Annotated in this window: 12 protein-coding genes; 6 read left to right on the top strand and 6 right to left on the bottom strand. The window is 70.1% G+C overall.

What is annotated here, in order from left to right:
- Complete coding sequence (locus AB0O67_RS08270) at window positions 1-369, top strand: hypothetical protein (RefSeq protein WP_365447464.1); 369 nt, start codon at window positions 1-3, stop codon at window positions 367-369.
- Window positions 370-447: 78 nt separating this feature from the next.
- On the opposite strand, the gene AB0O67_RS08265 is transcribed toward AB0O67_RS08270, so the two are convergent.
- Complete coding sequence (locus AB0O67_RS08265) at window positions 448-1362, bottom strand: AraC family transcriptional regulator (RefSeq protein WP_365447462.1); 915 nt, start codon at window positions 1360-1362, stop codon at window positions 448-450.
- A gap of 84 nt (window positions 1363-1446) precedes the next feature.
- Between AB0O67_RS08265 and AB0O67_RS08260 the strand changes: the two genes are divergently transcribed.
- Complete coding sequence (locus AB0O67_RS08260; protein WP_365447460.1) at window positions 1447-2445, top strand: SDR family NAD(P)-dependent oxidoreductase; 999 nt, start codon at window positions 1447-1449, stop codon at window positions 2443-2445.
- 133 nt (window positions 2446-2578) lie between these two features.
- Here the strand turns inward: AB0O67_RS08260 and AB0O67_RS08255 are convergent, their stop codons facing one another.
- From AB0O67_RS08255 to AB0O67_RS08245, 3 genes are all read right to left on the bottom strand, one after another.
- Entirely contained in the window at window positions 2579-3745 is a 1167-nt protein-coding gene (locus AB0O67_RS08255) for an amidase domain-containing protein (protein WP_365447458.1), read from the bottom strand.
- Between the two features lie 162 nt (window positions 3746-3907).
- The gene (locus AB0O67_RS08250; protein WP_365447456.1) at window positions 3908-5191 is read right to left on the bottom strand and encodes a hypothetical protein; all 1284 of its coding nucleotides are present in this window, start codon (window positions 5189-5191) and stop codon (window positions 3908-3910) included.
- 55 nt (window positions 5192-5246) lie between these two features.
- Complete coding sequence (locus tag AB0O67_RS08245; RefSeq protein WP_365447502.1) at window positions 5247-7502, bottom strand: transglycosylase domain-containing protein; 2256 nt, start codon at window positions 7500-7502, stop codon at window positions 5247-5249.
- Between the two features lie 649 nt (window positions 7503-8151).
- Here AB0O67_RS08245 and AB0O67_RS08240 point away from each other — a divergent pair.
- On the top strand, window positions 8152-10920 hold the full coding sequence (locus tag AB0O67_RS08240) for a PQQ-dependent sugar dehydrogenase (RefSeq protein ID WP_365447500.1): 2769 nt from the start codon (window positions 8152-8154) through the stop codon (window positions 10918-10920).
- Window positions 10921-10939: 19 nt separating this feature from the next.
- Window positions 10940-12700: a ThuA domain-containing protein gene (locus AB0O67_RS08235; protein WP_365447454.1), complete on the top strand. Its 1761-nt coding sequence runs from the start codon at window positions 10940-10942 to the stop codon at window positions 12698-12700.
- Window positions 12701-12844: 144 nt separating this feature from the next.
- Here the strand turns inward: AB0O67_RS08235 and AB0O67_RS08230 are convergent, their stop codons facing one another.
- Complete coding sequence (locus AB0O67_RS08230; RefSeq protein ID WP_365447452.1) at window positions 12845-13396, bottom strand: hypothetical protein; 552 nt, start codon at window positions 13394-13396, stop codon at window positions 12845-12847.
- A 162-nt stretch (window positions 13397-13558) separates the two neighbouring features.
- Between AB0O67_RS08230 and AB0O67_RS08225 the strand changes: the two genes are divergently transcribed.
- On the top strand, window positions 13559-13888 hold the full coding sequence (locus AB0O67_RS08225) for a TetR-like C-terminal domain-containing protein (protein WP_365447450.1): 330 nt from the start codon (window positions 13559-13561) through the stop codon (window positions 13886-13888).
- 41 nt (window positions 13889-13929) lie between these two features.
- Window positions 13930-14235, top strand: coding sequence for a hypothetical protein (locus AB0O67_RS08220; RefSeq protein ID WP_365447448.1), 306 nt, complete (start codon window positions 13930-13932; stop codon window positions 14233-14235).
- A gap of 77 nt (window positions 14236-14312) precedes the next feature.
- Here the strand turns inward: AB0O67_RS08220 and AB0O67_RS08215 are convergent, their stop codons facing one another.
- The gene (locus AB0O67_RS08215; RefSeq protein WP_365447498.1) at window positions 14313-15371 is read right to left on the bottom strand and encodes an AI-2E family transporter; all 1059 of its coding nucleotides are present in this window, start codon (window positions 15369-15371) and stop codon (window positions 14313-14315) included.
- Window positions 15372-15444: the final 73 nt, after the last annotated feature.

Below are 15444 nucleotides of genomic sequence, written 5' to 3'. Positions count from 1 at the left end.
ATGGCATTGCAACACCCTGCCGATCGTGGCGGTGGCAAGCGTGGACCGTTCGAACGATTCGCCGAGGCGGCCTCGTTGTTCACCAGCTCGCCCTTGTTCTACATCCTCTGTCTGGCCCTGGTCGCCGGAGTGGTGTTCACCCATCTGTCGAGCGTCGCTCTGGAGTGGAAGGTCTTCGCCGGTGAGTGCATGACGGCCGTGACCCTGCTGCTGCTCGCGCTGCTGAAGAACTCCGAGCAACGGGCGGAGCGGGCGATCCAGCGCAAGCTGGACGCCATCGCCACCGCCCTCATCGAGTCCAACGTAGGCGACAGGGAGAAGGCGTTCGAGGACCTGAAGTCGGCGATCCGGATGGAGGAGGAGACGTGACCCAACGCGTACGCGGTCGGCCGGTTCCGGGCAGACGCGCTGTGTCCTCGCCCCGGGCTGAGCCGCACCTCGACGGCGTCAGGGCGTCGTCGGGTGCCTGCGGTAGTCGCCCGGGGACATTCCCAGGACCCTCTTGAAGGCGACGCTGAGGGCGCTTTCGGAGCCGTATCCCACTGAGTGGGCGATGGAGGCGAGGGTCGCACCGCCTTGTCGCAGCTGCCGGGCCGCGAGTTCGATGCGCCACCGCGTGAGGTACTCCAGCGGTCCCTGGCCGACCGTGGCCTTGAAGCGGGACGCCAAAGTGGACCGGGACACCGCGGCGGCGCCCGCCAGTTCGGCCACGGTCCAGGGCCGCGCCGGATCGCTGTGCAGCGAGGTCAGCGCCGTGGCGACCACGGGATCCCTGAGCCCCGCCAGCCACCCGGACACCGCATGCGGCTCGCGCGCGAGGTGCAGCCGCAGCACATGGACGAGCATGACGAAGGCGAGGTGTTCCGCCACCAGGGCGGAACCCATCGGCTGATGCGTCAGCTCCTGGTCGATCGAGGTCAGCGCCCATTGCACGGTCTCCGCGTGCCGGGTGCCGGCCGGTACGTGCACGACCGGCGGGAGCCTGTCGAGCAGCAGCTCCTGTGCGCGGGTCCCGAAGGAGAAGGCGCCGCCGATGAGATACACGTCGTCGCCCCGGCCCGCCCTGGCGATGCCGCCCCCGGCCCGGGCGAACACGGTGCCGGCATGGACGGGATCGGCCTCCGGATCGCTGCGCAGCGTGAAGGGGCGCTGCTGTGTGAGCAGGTAGCAGTCGCCCTCGGCCAGTTCGATCGGCTCGTCGATCCCGTCGACCTCCAGCAGGCAGGAGCCGCGCCGGACGGCATTGAACTTCACCGCTTCGGGGGCGTCGAACCGCACGGCCCAGCGTCCGCCCGCCGTGAGACCCGAGGACAGACGACTGCGCGTCTCCAGCAGGGTCAGCACATCCTCAAGCGGATCCATGACCACCCCCAGTTCGGACGGTGACTAAAGAAGGAGAGACTCTCGATCATAGAGCGTCCAGTCCGCTCGTCGTAGCGTGAACGTATGACGACGAATCCCCAGGCCGACAGGCACGCACGGACCGACTCCGCCCTTCTGACCACTCCCTTCCCCTCCCACGCCCGCGCGCAGGAGGTGATCGACGGCGTGGATCTCACCGGTGTGCGTGCCGTGGTGACCGGCGGTGCCTCGGGCATCGGCGCCGAGACCGTCCGGGCCCTGGCCGCCGCCGGCGCGGAGGTCACGGTCGCCACCCGCCGCCCGGGGTCCGCCGAACCGCTCGTCAAGGAGCTGGCCGCCGCCGGCGGCGGGGGCCGGGTGCGCGTTGAGGCCCTCGATCTGTCCGATCCGGCCTCGGTCGACGCCTTCGCGCGAGCCTGGCGGGGGCCCTTGGACATCCTCGTCGCGAACGCCGGGATCATGGCCCTTCCGACCCGGACTCTGACCCCGGGCGGCTGGGAGATGCAGCTGGCGACCAACTACCTCGGCCACTTCGCCCTGGCCACCGGCCTGTACGCGGCTCTGCGGGACGCCGGCACCGCCCGCATCGTCGTCGTCAGCTCCGGCGCCCATCTCGGCGTGCCGTTCGACTTCGAGGATCCGCACTTCGCGCGCCGGCCGTACGACCCCTGGGCGGCCTACGGGCAGTCCAAGTCCGCCGACGTCCTGTTCGCGGTGGGAGCCCGCCGCTGGGCGGCCGACGGGATCACGGCCAACGCGCTCAACCCCGGATACATCCTCACCGGCCTGCAGCGGCACCTCGACGACGACACCATGCGCGCGTTCGGCGTGATGGACGGCGAGGGCAACGTGAAGCCGCTGCCGTACTACAAGACTCCCGAGCAGGGGGCCGCCACCTCCGTCCTGCTGGCCGCCTCACCTCTGCTGAAGGGCGTCACCGGCCGCTACTTCGAGGACAACCAGGAGGCGCGGACCGTCCGGGGCGCCGAGGACCGGCCCGGAGGTGTGGCCGCCCACGCGCTGGACCCGGAGGCCGCGGACCGGCTCTGGGAGTACGGCATCGAGGCGCTCCGCGCTGCCTGACCACGACCGCGTGCGGCCCGCCGCCGGCCGTTCGGCCGGCCCGCGTCGAGCGTGTGGTCCTCAAGGCCCCGACGCAGACCGCCGCCCCGGCCAGGAGAAGGCCGGGGCGGCGGAAGCGGGCGCACGACGCCGATCAGGTGCGGTAGGCGTAGTACGCGGCGTTCGGGTACGACGCGATGACGCTCGCCACCGACCGGCGGTACGTGTTGGTCGAGTGGTACGTCAGGTACGGCACACCCTGCTGGCTGCGGTACGTGACGATCATCGTGTGGTCCTTGGACCCGTCCTTGTCGAAGTCGACCTGGAGCACATCGCCGACGTCCATCTGGTAGACGTTGGCGAGGCTGGTGACGCGCTTGGAGTTCTGCGCGAACCAGGACCACTCGTTGACGCCGACGAACGAGTGCGACTGGATGTCGGCGGTGCCGAACCACCGGGTGTAGTCGTACACGTAGCCGGGCACGTGCTTCCAGCCGCCCGCCTTCAGGGACTGGCTGACGAAGTTGGTGCAGTCACCGCCCGCGCCCTGCCCGTTGAAGTTCGGGTAGGCCGGGTTGTAGTTGCTCCAGTACTTCTCCGCGTAGGCGGCCATCGCCTTGTAGTCGTAGCCGCTCGCGGTGAAGTTCTTCGGGTTGGACGGCGCGGGCCGCGTGGTGGCCGCACGCGGGGCCGACGGCGTCGTGTTGCCCGCCTTGGCCTTGGTGGCGGCCGCGACGCTCGGCGTGGCCGTCTGGTTGATCGCGAGACCGCCGTCGTCGGACTCCCGGATGCCCGTCAGCCGCCAGTTGCCGTCCCGGTCCGCCTTGAAGGTCAGCTGGTGGTGCGCCTGGAACCCGGTCGTCTTCGGCTCGTCGCCGCGGACCTTCTCGTACGTCAGCGTCGTGGTCTCGGTGACCTTGACGACGGCGTTGCGGCCCTTGACGCTGGTCTGGTTCAGGGTGACGGAGGTGTTCGCCGCGCTGTACTTCTCGCCGAGCCGGGCGAGTCCGTCCTTGCGGTCGCCGAGCTGGTCCACGGCGTTGTCCTCGGTGCGCGCGGTCCCGGAGGAGACCGCGACCTCACCGGAGAAACGGTCGATCAGCGGCTTCTCGCCCTTGCCGGGCTCTTCGACCAGGGCGTTGGTGCGGTCGGTGAAGACCGCGTCGGCCAGACGCTGGAACGTGGCCTTCGTCCTGGCGTCCACCTCGGGCTCGGCCGGGGCGGACGCGCCCGCGCTCCAGTTGGGCAGCAGCGCCGCGCCCGCGGCGACCGAGGCGGCGGCCGCCGTGAGTATCGACGCGCGACGCCGCGTACGGCTCAATTTCCTTGACTTCACTGAAGTTCCCCTCTTCCCCCGGCGAGGTATGCCGAGGTAAGCGGCATCCTTGCATGGCGTGTGTGGCCGGTGTGAAGGGGGTTGCACCCCTGACGGGGCGGGAGTTACCGGACTGTCATCCCCGCCCGCCCCGCCGGGCGGCGGCGGTCACTGCACGACCGTGGACCAGTCCGGGGACTGCGCCGGGTCGAGGCTGCGCAGCCGCTCCAGCGTGGCCGGCTTCTGCGCGTCCATCCAGGCGGCGAGCTCCTGGAAGGAGACGCACTTGACGTCCTTCTTGGTGCAGACGGTCTTGATGACCTCGTCGACGGCGTTCATGTAGATGCGGCCGTTCCACTCCTCGAAGTGGTTGCCGATGAACAGCGGTGCCCGGCTGCCGAAGTAGACGCGGTTGAAGCCGGCCATGTACGCGTCGACGGTCTCCTGCTGCCACTGCGGGTACATGGCCGGGTCGCCGTCGGTCTCACCGTCGGACTGGTTGTAGAGGAAGTTGAAGTCCATGGACAGGCCCTGGTACTTGCCGCCCTCGTACGGGAGCATCTGGAGCGGAAAGTCCCAGATGCCGTTCTTCTTCGTCGGCCAGATCTGGAAGTCGCCCGCGGAGCTGGCGTCGTAGCGCCAGCCGTAGTCCTTGGCCGCCTTCAGCAGGTTCTCCTGGCCCTCCAGACAGGGCGCGCGGCCGCCGGTGACCGCCTTCTTGATGTCGAAGGGCAGCGGGTCGAGGTCCGTGTACCCCGTGTTGGTCTTCCACTTCTCCACGAAGCCGAAGAACTGGTCGATCTCGCTCTTCCACTCCGCGACACTCCAGTCGCCGCCGCCCCGCGCGCCGCAGAAGTGGCCGTTGAAGTGGGTGCCGATCTCGTTGCCGTCCTCCCAGGCGCCGCCGAGCTGCTCCAGCGTGGTGCGTATGTGCTCGTCGGTGGGGAAGCTGATCGCCGCGGTCCCCTTGTCGTGCTGCGGCGGGGAGTAGAGGTCCTTCTTGCTCTTGGGCACCAGGTAGATGCCCGTGAGGAAGAAGGTCATGTGGGCGTTGTACTCCTTGGCCATCTTCCGGTAGTGCGAGAACAGCTCGTCGTCACCCTGGAGGGCGCCGTCCCAGGAGAAGACCACGAACTGGGGCGGCTTCTCGCCGGGCTTGAGCGGTACCGGCTTCAACTGGTCCTTCTGCGGGCCGGTGTAGGACGTGGAGCCGTCGCCGATCACCTTGGTCTTGCCGTCCCACGGCTCCTCGGTCGCCCGTGCGCCCGCGTTCTGCCGGTTCTGGTCGTTGGCCGAGGCGGTCGCGGCGGTGTTGCCGGTGCGGGAGAGCACCAGGTATCCCGCGACCAGGGAGGTCACGACGAGGAACGCCGCCAGGGTGATGAAACCCGGACGGGCGGCGGGACGGCGGGAAGCTCGGGCCTTGCGGCGGCGGCCCGACGGCTGTTTCATCTTGCGGCTCAATCTCTCGGGGACAGGGGCTGGGCGGTGCCGGTCGCTCCGGTGGTCAGTCGAGCGGACTCATGGCACGTGACCAGATGCCGTACGGGACACTCTCGGTTGCGGATTCCGTCCCGTCCAGGCCCTGGAGCGGCAGGGGTTCGAGGCTCTTCTTCAGATCGATGCGGTAGACGACGACCGCCGTGGCCACCTTCTTGGCGCTGCCGACGTACCAGGCGGCGGTGTCGTCCTCGGTCGTGCCCACCTTTCCGGCGACCTCGGCGTCGGCGGGAGCGGCCTCAGGGTGGGCGGTGCGGAAGGCGTCGGTGAGGGCGGACTGGACCTCGCGGGCGGTTTCGGCGCTCATGGCGCGGCGGTCGGGCGCCGCGGTGAGGGCGACCTTGTCGCCGTTGTGGGTGATCCTGCGCACCGAGTAGGGCTCGGTGTGCATGCCGTCGGCGACGAAGGTGGCGTAGCCACTGGCCATGCGGATGGCGCTGGGCGTGGAGCTGCCGGTGGACAGGGCGGGCACCTGGGCGCCGATGCTGGAGGACAGCAGCCCGGCGGCCTCGGCGGTGGAGCGCACCTTCTCCAGACCGGTGTCCATGCCCAGCTGCATGAACGGAGTGTTGACGGACTGCGCGAGCGCCTGGTGCAGGGAGATCTGCCCGTAGGACTTGCCGTCGTCGTTGCGCGCGGCGACCTTGCGGCCGCTGCGGTCCCAGTACGGGCCCTCGGGCGTAGTGACGGGCACGCCGTCGTCGCCGTTGTAGAGGGACTCCCCGGTCACCTTCGTGACCTCGCCGTCGCGGGACTTGCGCACCCCGTGCTCCAGACCGGCGGCGTAGACGAACGGCAGGAACGCCGAACCGGCGGGCACGGTGGTGGCGTTGGACTCGTTGTATCCCTGCGTACGGTGGTCGGGGCCGCCGTAGACGGCGAGGATCCGGCCGTCCGAGGCGATGGAGGCGGCGCCGTAGTGGGCGGTCCCGGCAAGCTTCGGGTGATCCTTCTTGGCCTGCTCGCGGGCCTTGGTGACGGCTTCGGTGAGCTGCGCCTCGCGGTGCTTCTCGAAGGTCGTGTAGATCTGGTAGCCGCCGAGGTCGAAGTCCTTGTCCGAGATGCGCGCGGTCTTCTTGGCGTACTGCGAGGCGAGTTCGACCAGGTAGTCGCTCTGCTCGCCGGTGTCGTACAACGGGTTGCTCTTCAGCGGCTCGGGGAACGTCTTGTACTTGGCGCGCTCCTGCGGCGACAGCTTGCCGATCGCCACCATGCGGTCGAGGATCCACGACCAGCGTTCCACGGCCCGGTCGTGGTTGGCCCGGCTGAGCGTGGGGTCGTACAGGCCGGCGCCCTTGAGCAGGGACGAGAGGAAGGCTGCCTCGCTGGCGTCGAGTTCGCTGACGTCCTTGCCGTAGTAGGCCTGGGAGGCGCGCTGGATGCCGTAGGTGCCGCGGCCGAACCAGCTGGTGTTGAGATAGCTCTCCAGGATCTCGTCCTTGCTCATCCTGTTGTCCAGCTTGAGGGCGATCATCGCCTCGGTGACCTTGCGGGTGAGCGTCTGGTCCTGGTTGAGGTAGACGTTCTTGACGTACTGCTGGGTGATGGTCGAGCCGCCCTGGGTGTCGCCCCGGCCGAGGGTGCGGAACAGGGCGCGGGTGATGCCCTTGAAGGAGATGCCGGGGTCGCTGTAGAAGCTCTCGTTCTCGGCGGCGAGCACCGCCCAGCGGACGTCCTCGGGGACGTCCTTCAGCGGCATCGCCTGCCGCTGCACCCAGCCGGTGCGGGCCATCGGGGTGCCGTCGGCCCAGAAGTACACGTTGTCCTGCTGGGTGGCGTAGGTGTTGAGGTTGTCCGGGATGTCGGTGGCGGCATAGGCGACGACCAGGAACAGCGTGCTCAGCCCTAGGGAGGCGAGGACGCCGCCGACGGACTGGCGCCAGGAGGGGATCCAGCGGCGCCACCCGGTGCGGCCCGGCCGGGGGTACAACGGGCGCAGTCGGCGGGCGTAGGGGCTGAGGCGGGTGGCGAGGGGGCCGAGGCGGGCGGCCAGGAAGCCGAGCGCGACGGCGAAGCGGGGGCCGAGGACCGTGGTGAGGCGGGCTGCGGGGGAGGGGCGGGGGGCTTTGCGGCGGCGACGGGTGGACTTGCCGGACATGCCGGACGCGGCGGAGTCCGTGCCGGGATCATCGGATATCTCGTCGGGTACACCGGAAGTCGCGGATATGTCGGACCCGTCGGGTATTCCGCCTTCGGGTACGCGCAGTTGCATGGTCTCGTCCGCGGCGGGCCGCGGTGGTGGTGGCGGGACCTTCAACTGCATGGTGACGTCAGGCTCCAGAGGCTCCTCGTCGCCGGCCTGATCGCGTCCCCCCTGCCCTCCCTGGGCCACGAATGTGCCTCCCTCCGCACTTCATCTTGCTCGCGCAGGCAGACCGTACGGACGTACGAGGTGGGATGTTGTTGCCGCAGCAGCGGCCGCAAATCCTGACTCCCCCTCCCCGACCTCGCGGGGTATCGCGGCGCTCTCAAATTACCAGCGTCCTTCGCAAAGTCTCCACACGGAACCGGGCGGAACTGGTCACATCTGATGTGACGGAAACCTCAGTCCAGCGAGGCAACCTTCTGGCGGTCGGTCGGTCGAGCGGCCCGGAGGCGCGCGCCAGGGCGGCAGGACTTTCCGGTGGTGAACGGTGGGGGCACTTTGTCCGCGCCCGGGAAGAAGTAACGAGATCTTGGACAAAAGGACTTACGTCCCGGAACGAACGCCGCTAACTTCCTTGTGACACGCCCGTCACACAGCGCGGCCGGTGTGTCATGGCGCGACGGCGCGCGCCCCGTACTCCCACGGCAGGTCCGCTCGGCCCTGTCGCTACCCCCACCTCCGGGAGGCACCTGTGCGCACAAGCCCGTTAAGACGCAGACTCCTTCGCTGGCTCGTACCGACGGTGGCAGGCACCGTCGGTCTCGTTCTGCCCGCCGTCCCCGCGGGCGCCGCCGGGGAGGACGCGGGCCGGCCCGCGAAGGCGGCGGCACCGGAATTCCAGCAGGTCACCCTCGCCAAGGGCGTGGCCGAGATGGGCGAGCCGATGACGCTGGCGGTCCTGCCCGACCGCTCCGTCCTGCACACCTCCCGCGACGGCACCGTCCGCCTCACCGACGCGGTCGGCAACACGAAGGTGGCGGGCAAGCTCGACGTCTACGCCCACGACGAAGAGGGCCTCCAGGGCATAGCGGCGGACCCGGCCTTCGCCACGAACCGATACGTGTACCTGTACTACGCCCCGAAGTTGAGCACACCGGGCGGGGACGCCCCCGCGGAGGGCACCGCGGCCGACTTCGCCCCGTTCGACGGCGTCAACCGGCTCTCCCGCTTCGTCCTGAGGACCGACGGCACGCTGGACGTCGCCAGTGAGAAGAAGATCCTCGACGTCCCCGCCTCCCGCGGCCTGTGCTGCCACGTCGGCGGCGACATCGACTTCGACGGTGCGGGCAACCTGTACCTGTCGACGGGCGACGACACCAACCCGTTCCAGTCCGACGGCTACACCCCGATCGACGAGCGCGCGAACCGCAACCCGGCCTTCGACGCCCAGCGCTCCTCCGGCAACACCGACGACCTGCGCGGCAAGGTGCTGCGCATCAAGGTCAACGCCGACGGCTCCTACACGGTCCCGAGCGGCAACCTCTTCGCGCCCGGCACCGCCAGGACGCGACCCGAGATCTACGCGATGGGCTTCCGCAACCCGTTCCGGATGAGCGTCGACAAGGCCACGGGCATCGTGTACCTGGGTGACTACGGACCCGACGCGGGCTCGGCCAACCCGGCACGGGGCCCCGAGGGGCAGGTCGAGTTCAACCGGATCACCAAGGCCGGCAACTACGGCTGGCCGTACTGCACCGGCAAGAACGACGCCTACGTGGACCACGACTTCGCCGGCGGCACCTCGGGCTCCGCGTTCAACTGCGCGGCACCGAGGAACACCTCGCCCCGCAACACCGGTCTCACCGACCTGCCGCCCGCCCAGCCCGCCTGGATCCCGTACAACGGCGGCTCGGTACCGGAGTTCGGAGGCGGCTCCGAGTCACCCATGGGCGGGCCCGTCTACCGCTACGACGCGTCCTCCACCTCGGAGGTCAAGTTCCCCCAGGAGTTCGACGGCGACTACTTCGCCGGCGAGTTCGGCCGACGCTGGATCAAGCGGATCGAGAGCGGCGGCGACGGCACGGTCCAGTCCATCAACGCCTTCCCCTGGACCGGCACCCAGGTGATGGACATGGCCTTCGGTCCTGACGGCGCGCTGTACGTCCTGGACTACGGCACCGGTTACTTCAACGGCGACGAGAACTCCGCCCTCTACCGGATCGAGCACATCACCGGGGGCCGCGCGCCCCTTGCCCAGGCCAAGGCGAACGTGACCTCGGGCAAGGCGCCGCTGAGCGTGACGTTCTCCTCCGCGGGCACCTCCGACCCGGACGGCGACGCCCTCAGCTACTCCTGGAGGTTCGGCGACGGCGGCACCTCGACGGCGGCCGACCCGGCTCACACGTACAACGCCAACGGGCAGTACACGGCGACCCTCACGGTGACCGACTCCACCGGCAGGTCCGGCACCGCCTCCGTGCCGATCACCGTGGGCAACACCGCGCCCACGGTCCGACTGGACCTGCCGGCCGACGGCAGCATCTACGACTTCGGCGCTGCGATCCCCTTCAGGGTCACGGTCACCGACCCCGAGGACGGCACCGTCGACTGCTCCAAGGTCAAGGTCAGTTTCATCATCGGGCACGACAGCCACGGCCACCCGCAGACCTCGGCGACCGGCTGCTCCGGCACACTGCAGACGTCGGCCGACGGGGAGCACGACCCGGACGCCAACCTCTTCGGAGTGCTCGACGCCGAGTACACCGACAAGGGAGCGGGCGGTCAGCCGGCGCTCACCACGCACGACCAGCACGTCATCCAGCCCTCCCACCGCCAGGCGGAGCACTACGGCGACTCGGCCGGCGTCCAGGTCGTCTCCCACGCCCCCGCGCACGGCGGCAGGACGGTCGGCCACATCGAGAACGGTGACTGGATCTCGTTCAAGCCGTACGCGCTGGGCAACGCGAACCAGTTCACCGCGCGGGTCTCGTCCGCCGGGACCGGAGGGACGATCGAGGTCCGGGCCGGATCGACGACCGGTACCCTGCTCGGCACCGCCACCGTGCCGGTGACCGGCGGCTGGGAGACCTTCCAGGACGTGACCACGCCCCTCGTCGACAGGCCCAGCGGCTCGACCACGTTGTACCTGGTGTTCAAGGGCGGCGCCGGCTCCCTCTTCGACGTCGACGAGTTCTCCCTCACCCCCGCCACGACCACGCGCTCCGGCCCCGTACGCGGGGTCAACAGCAAGTGCCTGGACGTCGACGGGGCGCAGACCGCGGACGGCACCAAGATCCAGGTGTGGACCTGCAACGGCAGCACCGCCCAGACCTGGACCGTCTCGGACGGCACGCTGAGGGCCCTGGGCAAGTGCCTGGACGTCTCCGGGGGCGGCAGCGCCGGCGGCACGAGGATCCAGCTGTGGACGTGCAACGGCACCGCGGCGCAGGTGTGGACCCCGCAGGCGGACGGCACCGTCCGCAATCCGCAGTCCGCCAAGTGCCTCGACGCGTCCGGCGGCACCTGGAACGACGGCACGGCGGTACACCTGTGGACCTGCCACGCCGGGGCCAACCAGAAGTGGACCCTCCCCTGACAGAAAGGCGGTGACACACATGCGCATCACACTGAGAGCGGCCACGGCACTCCTCGGGGCAGCCCTGCTGGCCGGGACACCGCACGCGATGGCCCGGACCGGCTCCGCGGACCAGGCCGACAGCACCGGCATCTCGGTCCCGGCGGCGGCACCCGCGGCGGACCCCGCCTACGAGGTGCTCGTCTTCTCCAAGACGGCCGGCTTCCGGCACTCCTCCATCGACGAGGGCATCGCGACCCTGCAGGACCTGGGTGCCACGAACAACTTCACGGTGGACGCCACCGAGGACGCCGGCGCCTTCACCGGAAGCAACCTCGCCCGGTACGAGGCCGTCGTCTTCCTGTCCACCACGGGGGACGTCCTCAACGCCACCCAGCAGACCGCCTTCGAGCAGTACATCCAGGGCGGCGGCGGATACGTCGGTATCCACGCCGCCGCCGACACCGAGTACGACTGGCCCTTCTACGAGGGCCTGGCCGGTGCTCTGTTCCAGTCGCACCCCGCGGTCCAGTCCGCCACCGTGAAGGTCGAGGACCGGGCGCACGACGCCACGGCGCACCTGGGCGCGACCTGGCAGCGCACGGACGAGTGGTACAACTACCGCTCGAACCCGCGCACCACCGCACACGTCCTGGCTTCCCTGGACGAGTCCAGCTACAGCGGTGGCTCGATGTCGGGCGACCACCCGATCAGCTGGTGCAAGGACTACCAGGGCGGCCGTGCCTTCTACACGGGCGGCGGGCACACCGACGAGTCGTACGGCGAGCCCGCCTTCCGCCGCCATCTCCTCGGCGGCATTCGCTGGGTGGCGGACCGTACACAGGCCGACTGCCGGCCGGAGACGGGCTATCAGACGCTCTTCAGCGGCTCGAACACCAACGGCTGGAAGCAGGCGGGACCGGGTGGCTTCACCCTCGCCGACGGCACGCTGACCTCGCACGGCGGGCTGGGGATGCTGTGGTACTCGGCGCGCGAGCTCCAGGGCGACTACTCCCTGAAGCTCGACTGGAAGGCGGCCGGTGACGACAACTCCGGCGTGTTCGTGGGCTTCCCGGCCTCCGACGACCCCTGGTCCGCGGTGAACAACGGCTACGAGATCCAGATCGACGCCACCGACGCGCCCGACCGCACCACCGGCTCGGTCTACGGCTTCAAGTCGGCGGACCTCGCCGCCCGCGACGCCGCGCTGAATCCCCCGGGTGAGTGGAACACGTACGAGATCCGTGTCACGGGGGAGCGGCTGGAGCTCTTCCTCAACGGCCGCAAGATCAACGACTTCACCAACGCGGACCCGGCGCGGAGCCTCGCCCAGGGGTACATCGGGCTCCAGAACCACGGCGACGGCGACGACGTGGCCTTCCGCAACGTCCGTGTCAAGCAGTCCGGTCCCACTCCTGGGCCGCGTGCGGGTGAGGTGAAGGGAGTCAACGGCAAGTGCCTGGACGTCGACGGGGCGCAGACCGCGGACGGCACGAAGATCCAGGTGTGGACGTGCAACGGCAGCACCGCGCAGCGGTGGACCGTCGCGGACGGCACGCTGAGGGCGCTGGGCAAGTGTCTGGACGTCTCCGGGGGCGGCAGCGCCGACGGCACGAGGATCCAGCTGTGGACGTGCAACGGCACCGGCGCCCAGGGATGGACACCTCAGGCCGACGGCACCGTCCGTAACCCGCAGTCCGGCAAGTGCCTCGACGCGTCCGGCGGCACCTGGAACGACGGGACGCCGGTGCACCTGTGGTCCTGCCACGCCGGGGCCAACCAGAAGTGGACCCTGCCCTGACGGGGGGTTCCCCGGCCCACGGGGAACCCTGACCAGCTCACGGCCGCGTCGGTGAGCCGGCCTCGACGCCGGCGGCGTGACACCGGCGCGGCTGTGGGCGGCGGGGGCCGGCTCGCGGAAATGTCTCCGACCACGACGGTCCGCTCAATGGCCGGCGAGGAGCTTCACGGCGACGACGCCCACACCGATCAAGGTGTCGACGAGGCCCGAGAACAGGGCGTTCAGCCGGCCGTTGCCCATGCGCAGACCGCTTCGCCAGCCCCACAGGAACAGGGTGCCCACCTCCACGCCGGCGCTGATCAGAAGGGCGGTGCCCAACTCCAGGGCGCCGAGCGCCGAGACCCCGATCAGTACCAGTGGCCCCGCGGCGGTCAGCAGCAGCGGACTGGAGACGTACACGGCCGTGCGAAGTTCCTGCGGGGAGGTGCTGCGCCCCGTGAGCGCACGGTGGGACTGCTCGTCGGCGACCAGGGTGGCCAGCCACACGCCGAGCGCCGTCACGGCCACCGTGAGGGCGGATTCGAGGTGCTCGGGGTGCTCTGTCTCGACGAGGGCGACCACGACAGCGGTCAGGGTGAGGGTCGCGTAGATCCGTTCCTTGAGCCGCGCGGCGGCGATGTCGCCCGCTCGGGCCGCGGTGACGGCAATGTCGGGCGTCCTGCCCGCCTCACCCTGCTGACCTGCTGTCACCTGCACCACCCGCGCCTTCCGATGGCACACCGTAGAGGCCGGTGAGGGGTTTCGCCCGCACGCATCGCGGGCGTTCGGCCGCTCAGGCGAACAGCCGGGCAGCCACCGAGCAGGCGCTCGTTCGGGCTGGTACGGATGCGGCGAGGCCGGCCCTACGGGGGGTGCGAGGTGCTCGTAGACCTCGCAGGTCAGTGCGTGGTGGCGGACCAGGCGGTGTTCAGCCGTCGTGAGCAGGCGCGCGCGGATCGGTGCAACCCGTACGCCTACGAGCAGGGCGACCTGGTCCTCAGCCGCGCGAGCCAACGGGGCGAGCCGGTGCCCGCCGTCGACGTCGTCATCGACCACGTGGTGGCGCCGATGATGTACCGCATCCTCTTCCGCCCGGGCATGCTGGACCCCGACCACGCCCGCACGCTGGTGGACACGACCCTCACCGAGCTGACGCCGCAGTCCTCGCAGGCCGTGCGGGCCGCGGCGAAAGGCCGGTTGAGATCGTGAAGCCGGGTGCGTTGACGCCGATGCAAGGGAGAGGGACGGCCATGAGGACACTGGTGCTGGGAAGGACGCCCGCCAGGGTGACGGCGGTGCTGGCCACCCTGCGCGCGGACGGCTTCGACGCGGAGGGGGTGAGCACCGACGAGGAGGCCCGGAAACTGCTGGAGACCCGGGAATTCGGGGTGCTGATCATCGGCGGGGGCGTGGGGCCCGAATCCCGCGCGGCGATCAAGGAGTTCGCCGCGGGGCACCAGGTGCGGCGGGTGATCGACGGCGCGCTGTCGGAGCCGTTCGACGCCTACGTACGGCGGGAGTTCGAGCCGCGGATCCGGGAGGCCGCGGAAGGGTGACAGCAACGGCGGTCCGTCCGGCCGTCGGTCCGTCCGGTCGCTGGGCCGGGCGGACGGTGCGAGGACCGGCGGTACGCCTAGACTTCCGCGCTCGTGGCCTCACGCAGCGTCGTGTACACCGACCAGATCACCGACACGAACGGCACCGCCACCACGGCCCCCACCACGCCCGCCGCGATCGCCCCCGCCACGACCGAGACGGCCACCACCAGCGGGTGCAGCCGGACGGCCCAGCTCATGACGAGGGGGTGCAGCAGATGGCCCTCGATCTGGCCGATGACCACGATGAGTCCGAGGACCACCGCTGCCACCAGCGGGCCCTGGGACGCGAGCGCGACCACCGTGGCGACGGCGAGGGCGATCGGTGAACCGATCAGGGGCACGAAGGCGGCGGTGAATTCGAGCAGGGCCAGGGGAACGGCCAGCGGTACGCCGAGCAGGGCCAGGGCCACACCGACGAGAATCGCGTTCGTCGCCGCCACCAGCACGATCCCCCGTGTGTAACCGGTGAAGCTGCGCCAGGCCGCCCGTCCGCCGAGTGTCACATGGGCCCGTACGGACGTCGGCAGCTGTTCGATCACCCAGGTCCATTGCCGGTGGCCCGACTGCAGGAAGAACACCGAGCAGAACAGCCCGAGGGCCACCGTGGTCAGGATCGACACCAGCCGTCTCGCGTTGCTCAGCGCCGTGCTCACGAGGTCCGAACGGTGGGTCGCGATGAACTCCGCGACCTTGTCCTGGATGTTCAGCGCGGCCACGTCCACGCGGAACGGCGGACGGTTGAGCCAGTCCTCGATCCGTCCGACGCCGTCCCGGAACTCGCGTACCAGGGTCGTGCTCTCTCCGGCCACCGCCTCGCCCACCAGCGCCAGCACTCCCAGCGCCAGGACCGCGCTCCCGACGAGGGACGACGCGACGGCGAGCGGGCGCGGCATCACCCGCTCCAGCAGGTCGACGAGGGGACGCAGCAGCGCGGTGACGACCAGACCGAGGAAGACGGCGACGCCGATCTCGTGGAACTGCCCCAGTACGGCGAAGACCGCGTACACGACGGCGCCGACGGCGAGCAGGCGCCACGCGTATGCGGCGGTCCTGCGCAGGAGCGGGTACACCGAGGGCGAAGTGCCTGGCTGCATGAGCATGCGCTTCCCGCTCCCGCCTCCAGGCACCACGCCCTCGCCCCACGTTCGCCCGACGGGTCCAAGGAGA

This window comes from Streptomyces sp. NPDC086077, assembly GCF_040686175.1.
In the GTDB taxonomy this organism is placed as follows: domain Bacteria; phylum Actinomycetota; class Actinomycetes; order Streptomycetales; family Streptomycetaceae; genus Streptomyces.
The sequence above is the reverse complement of the archived record's forward strand: the minus strand, read 5'-3'. Positions and strand labels throughout refer to the sequence as shown.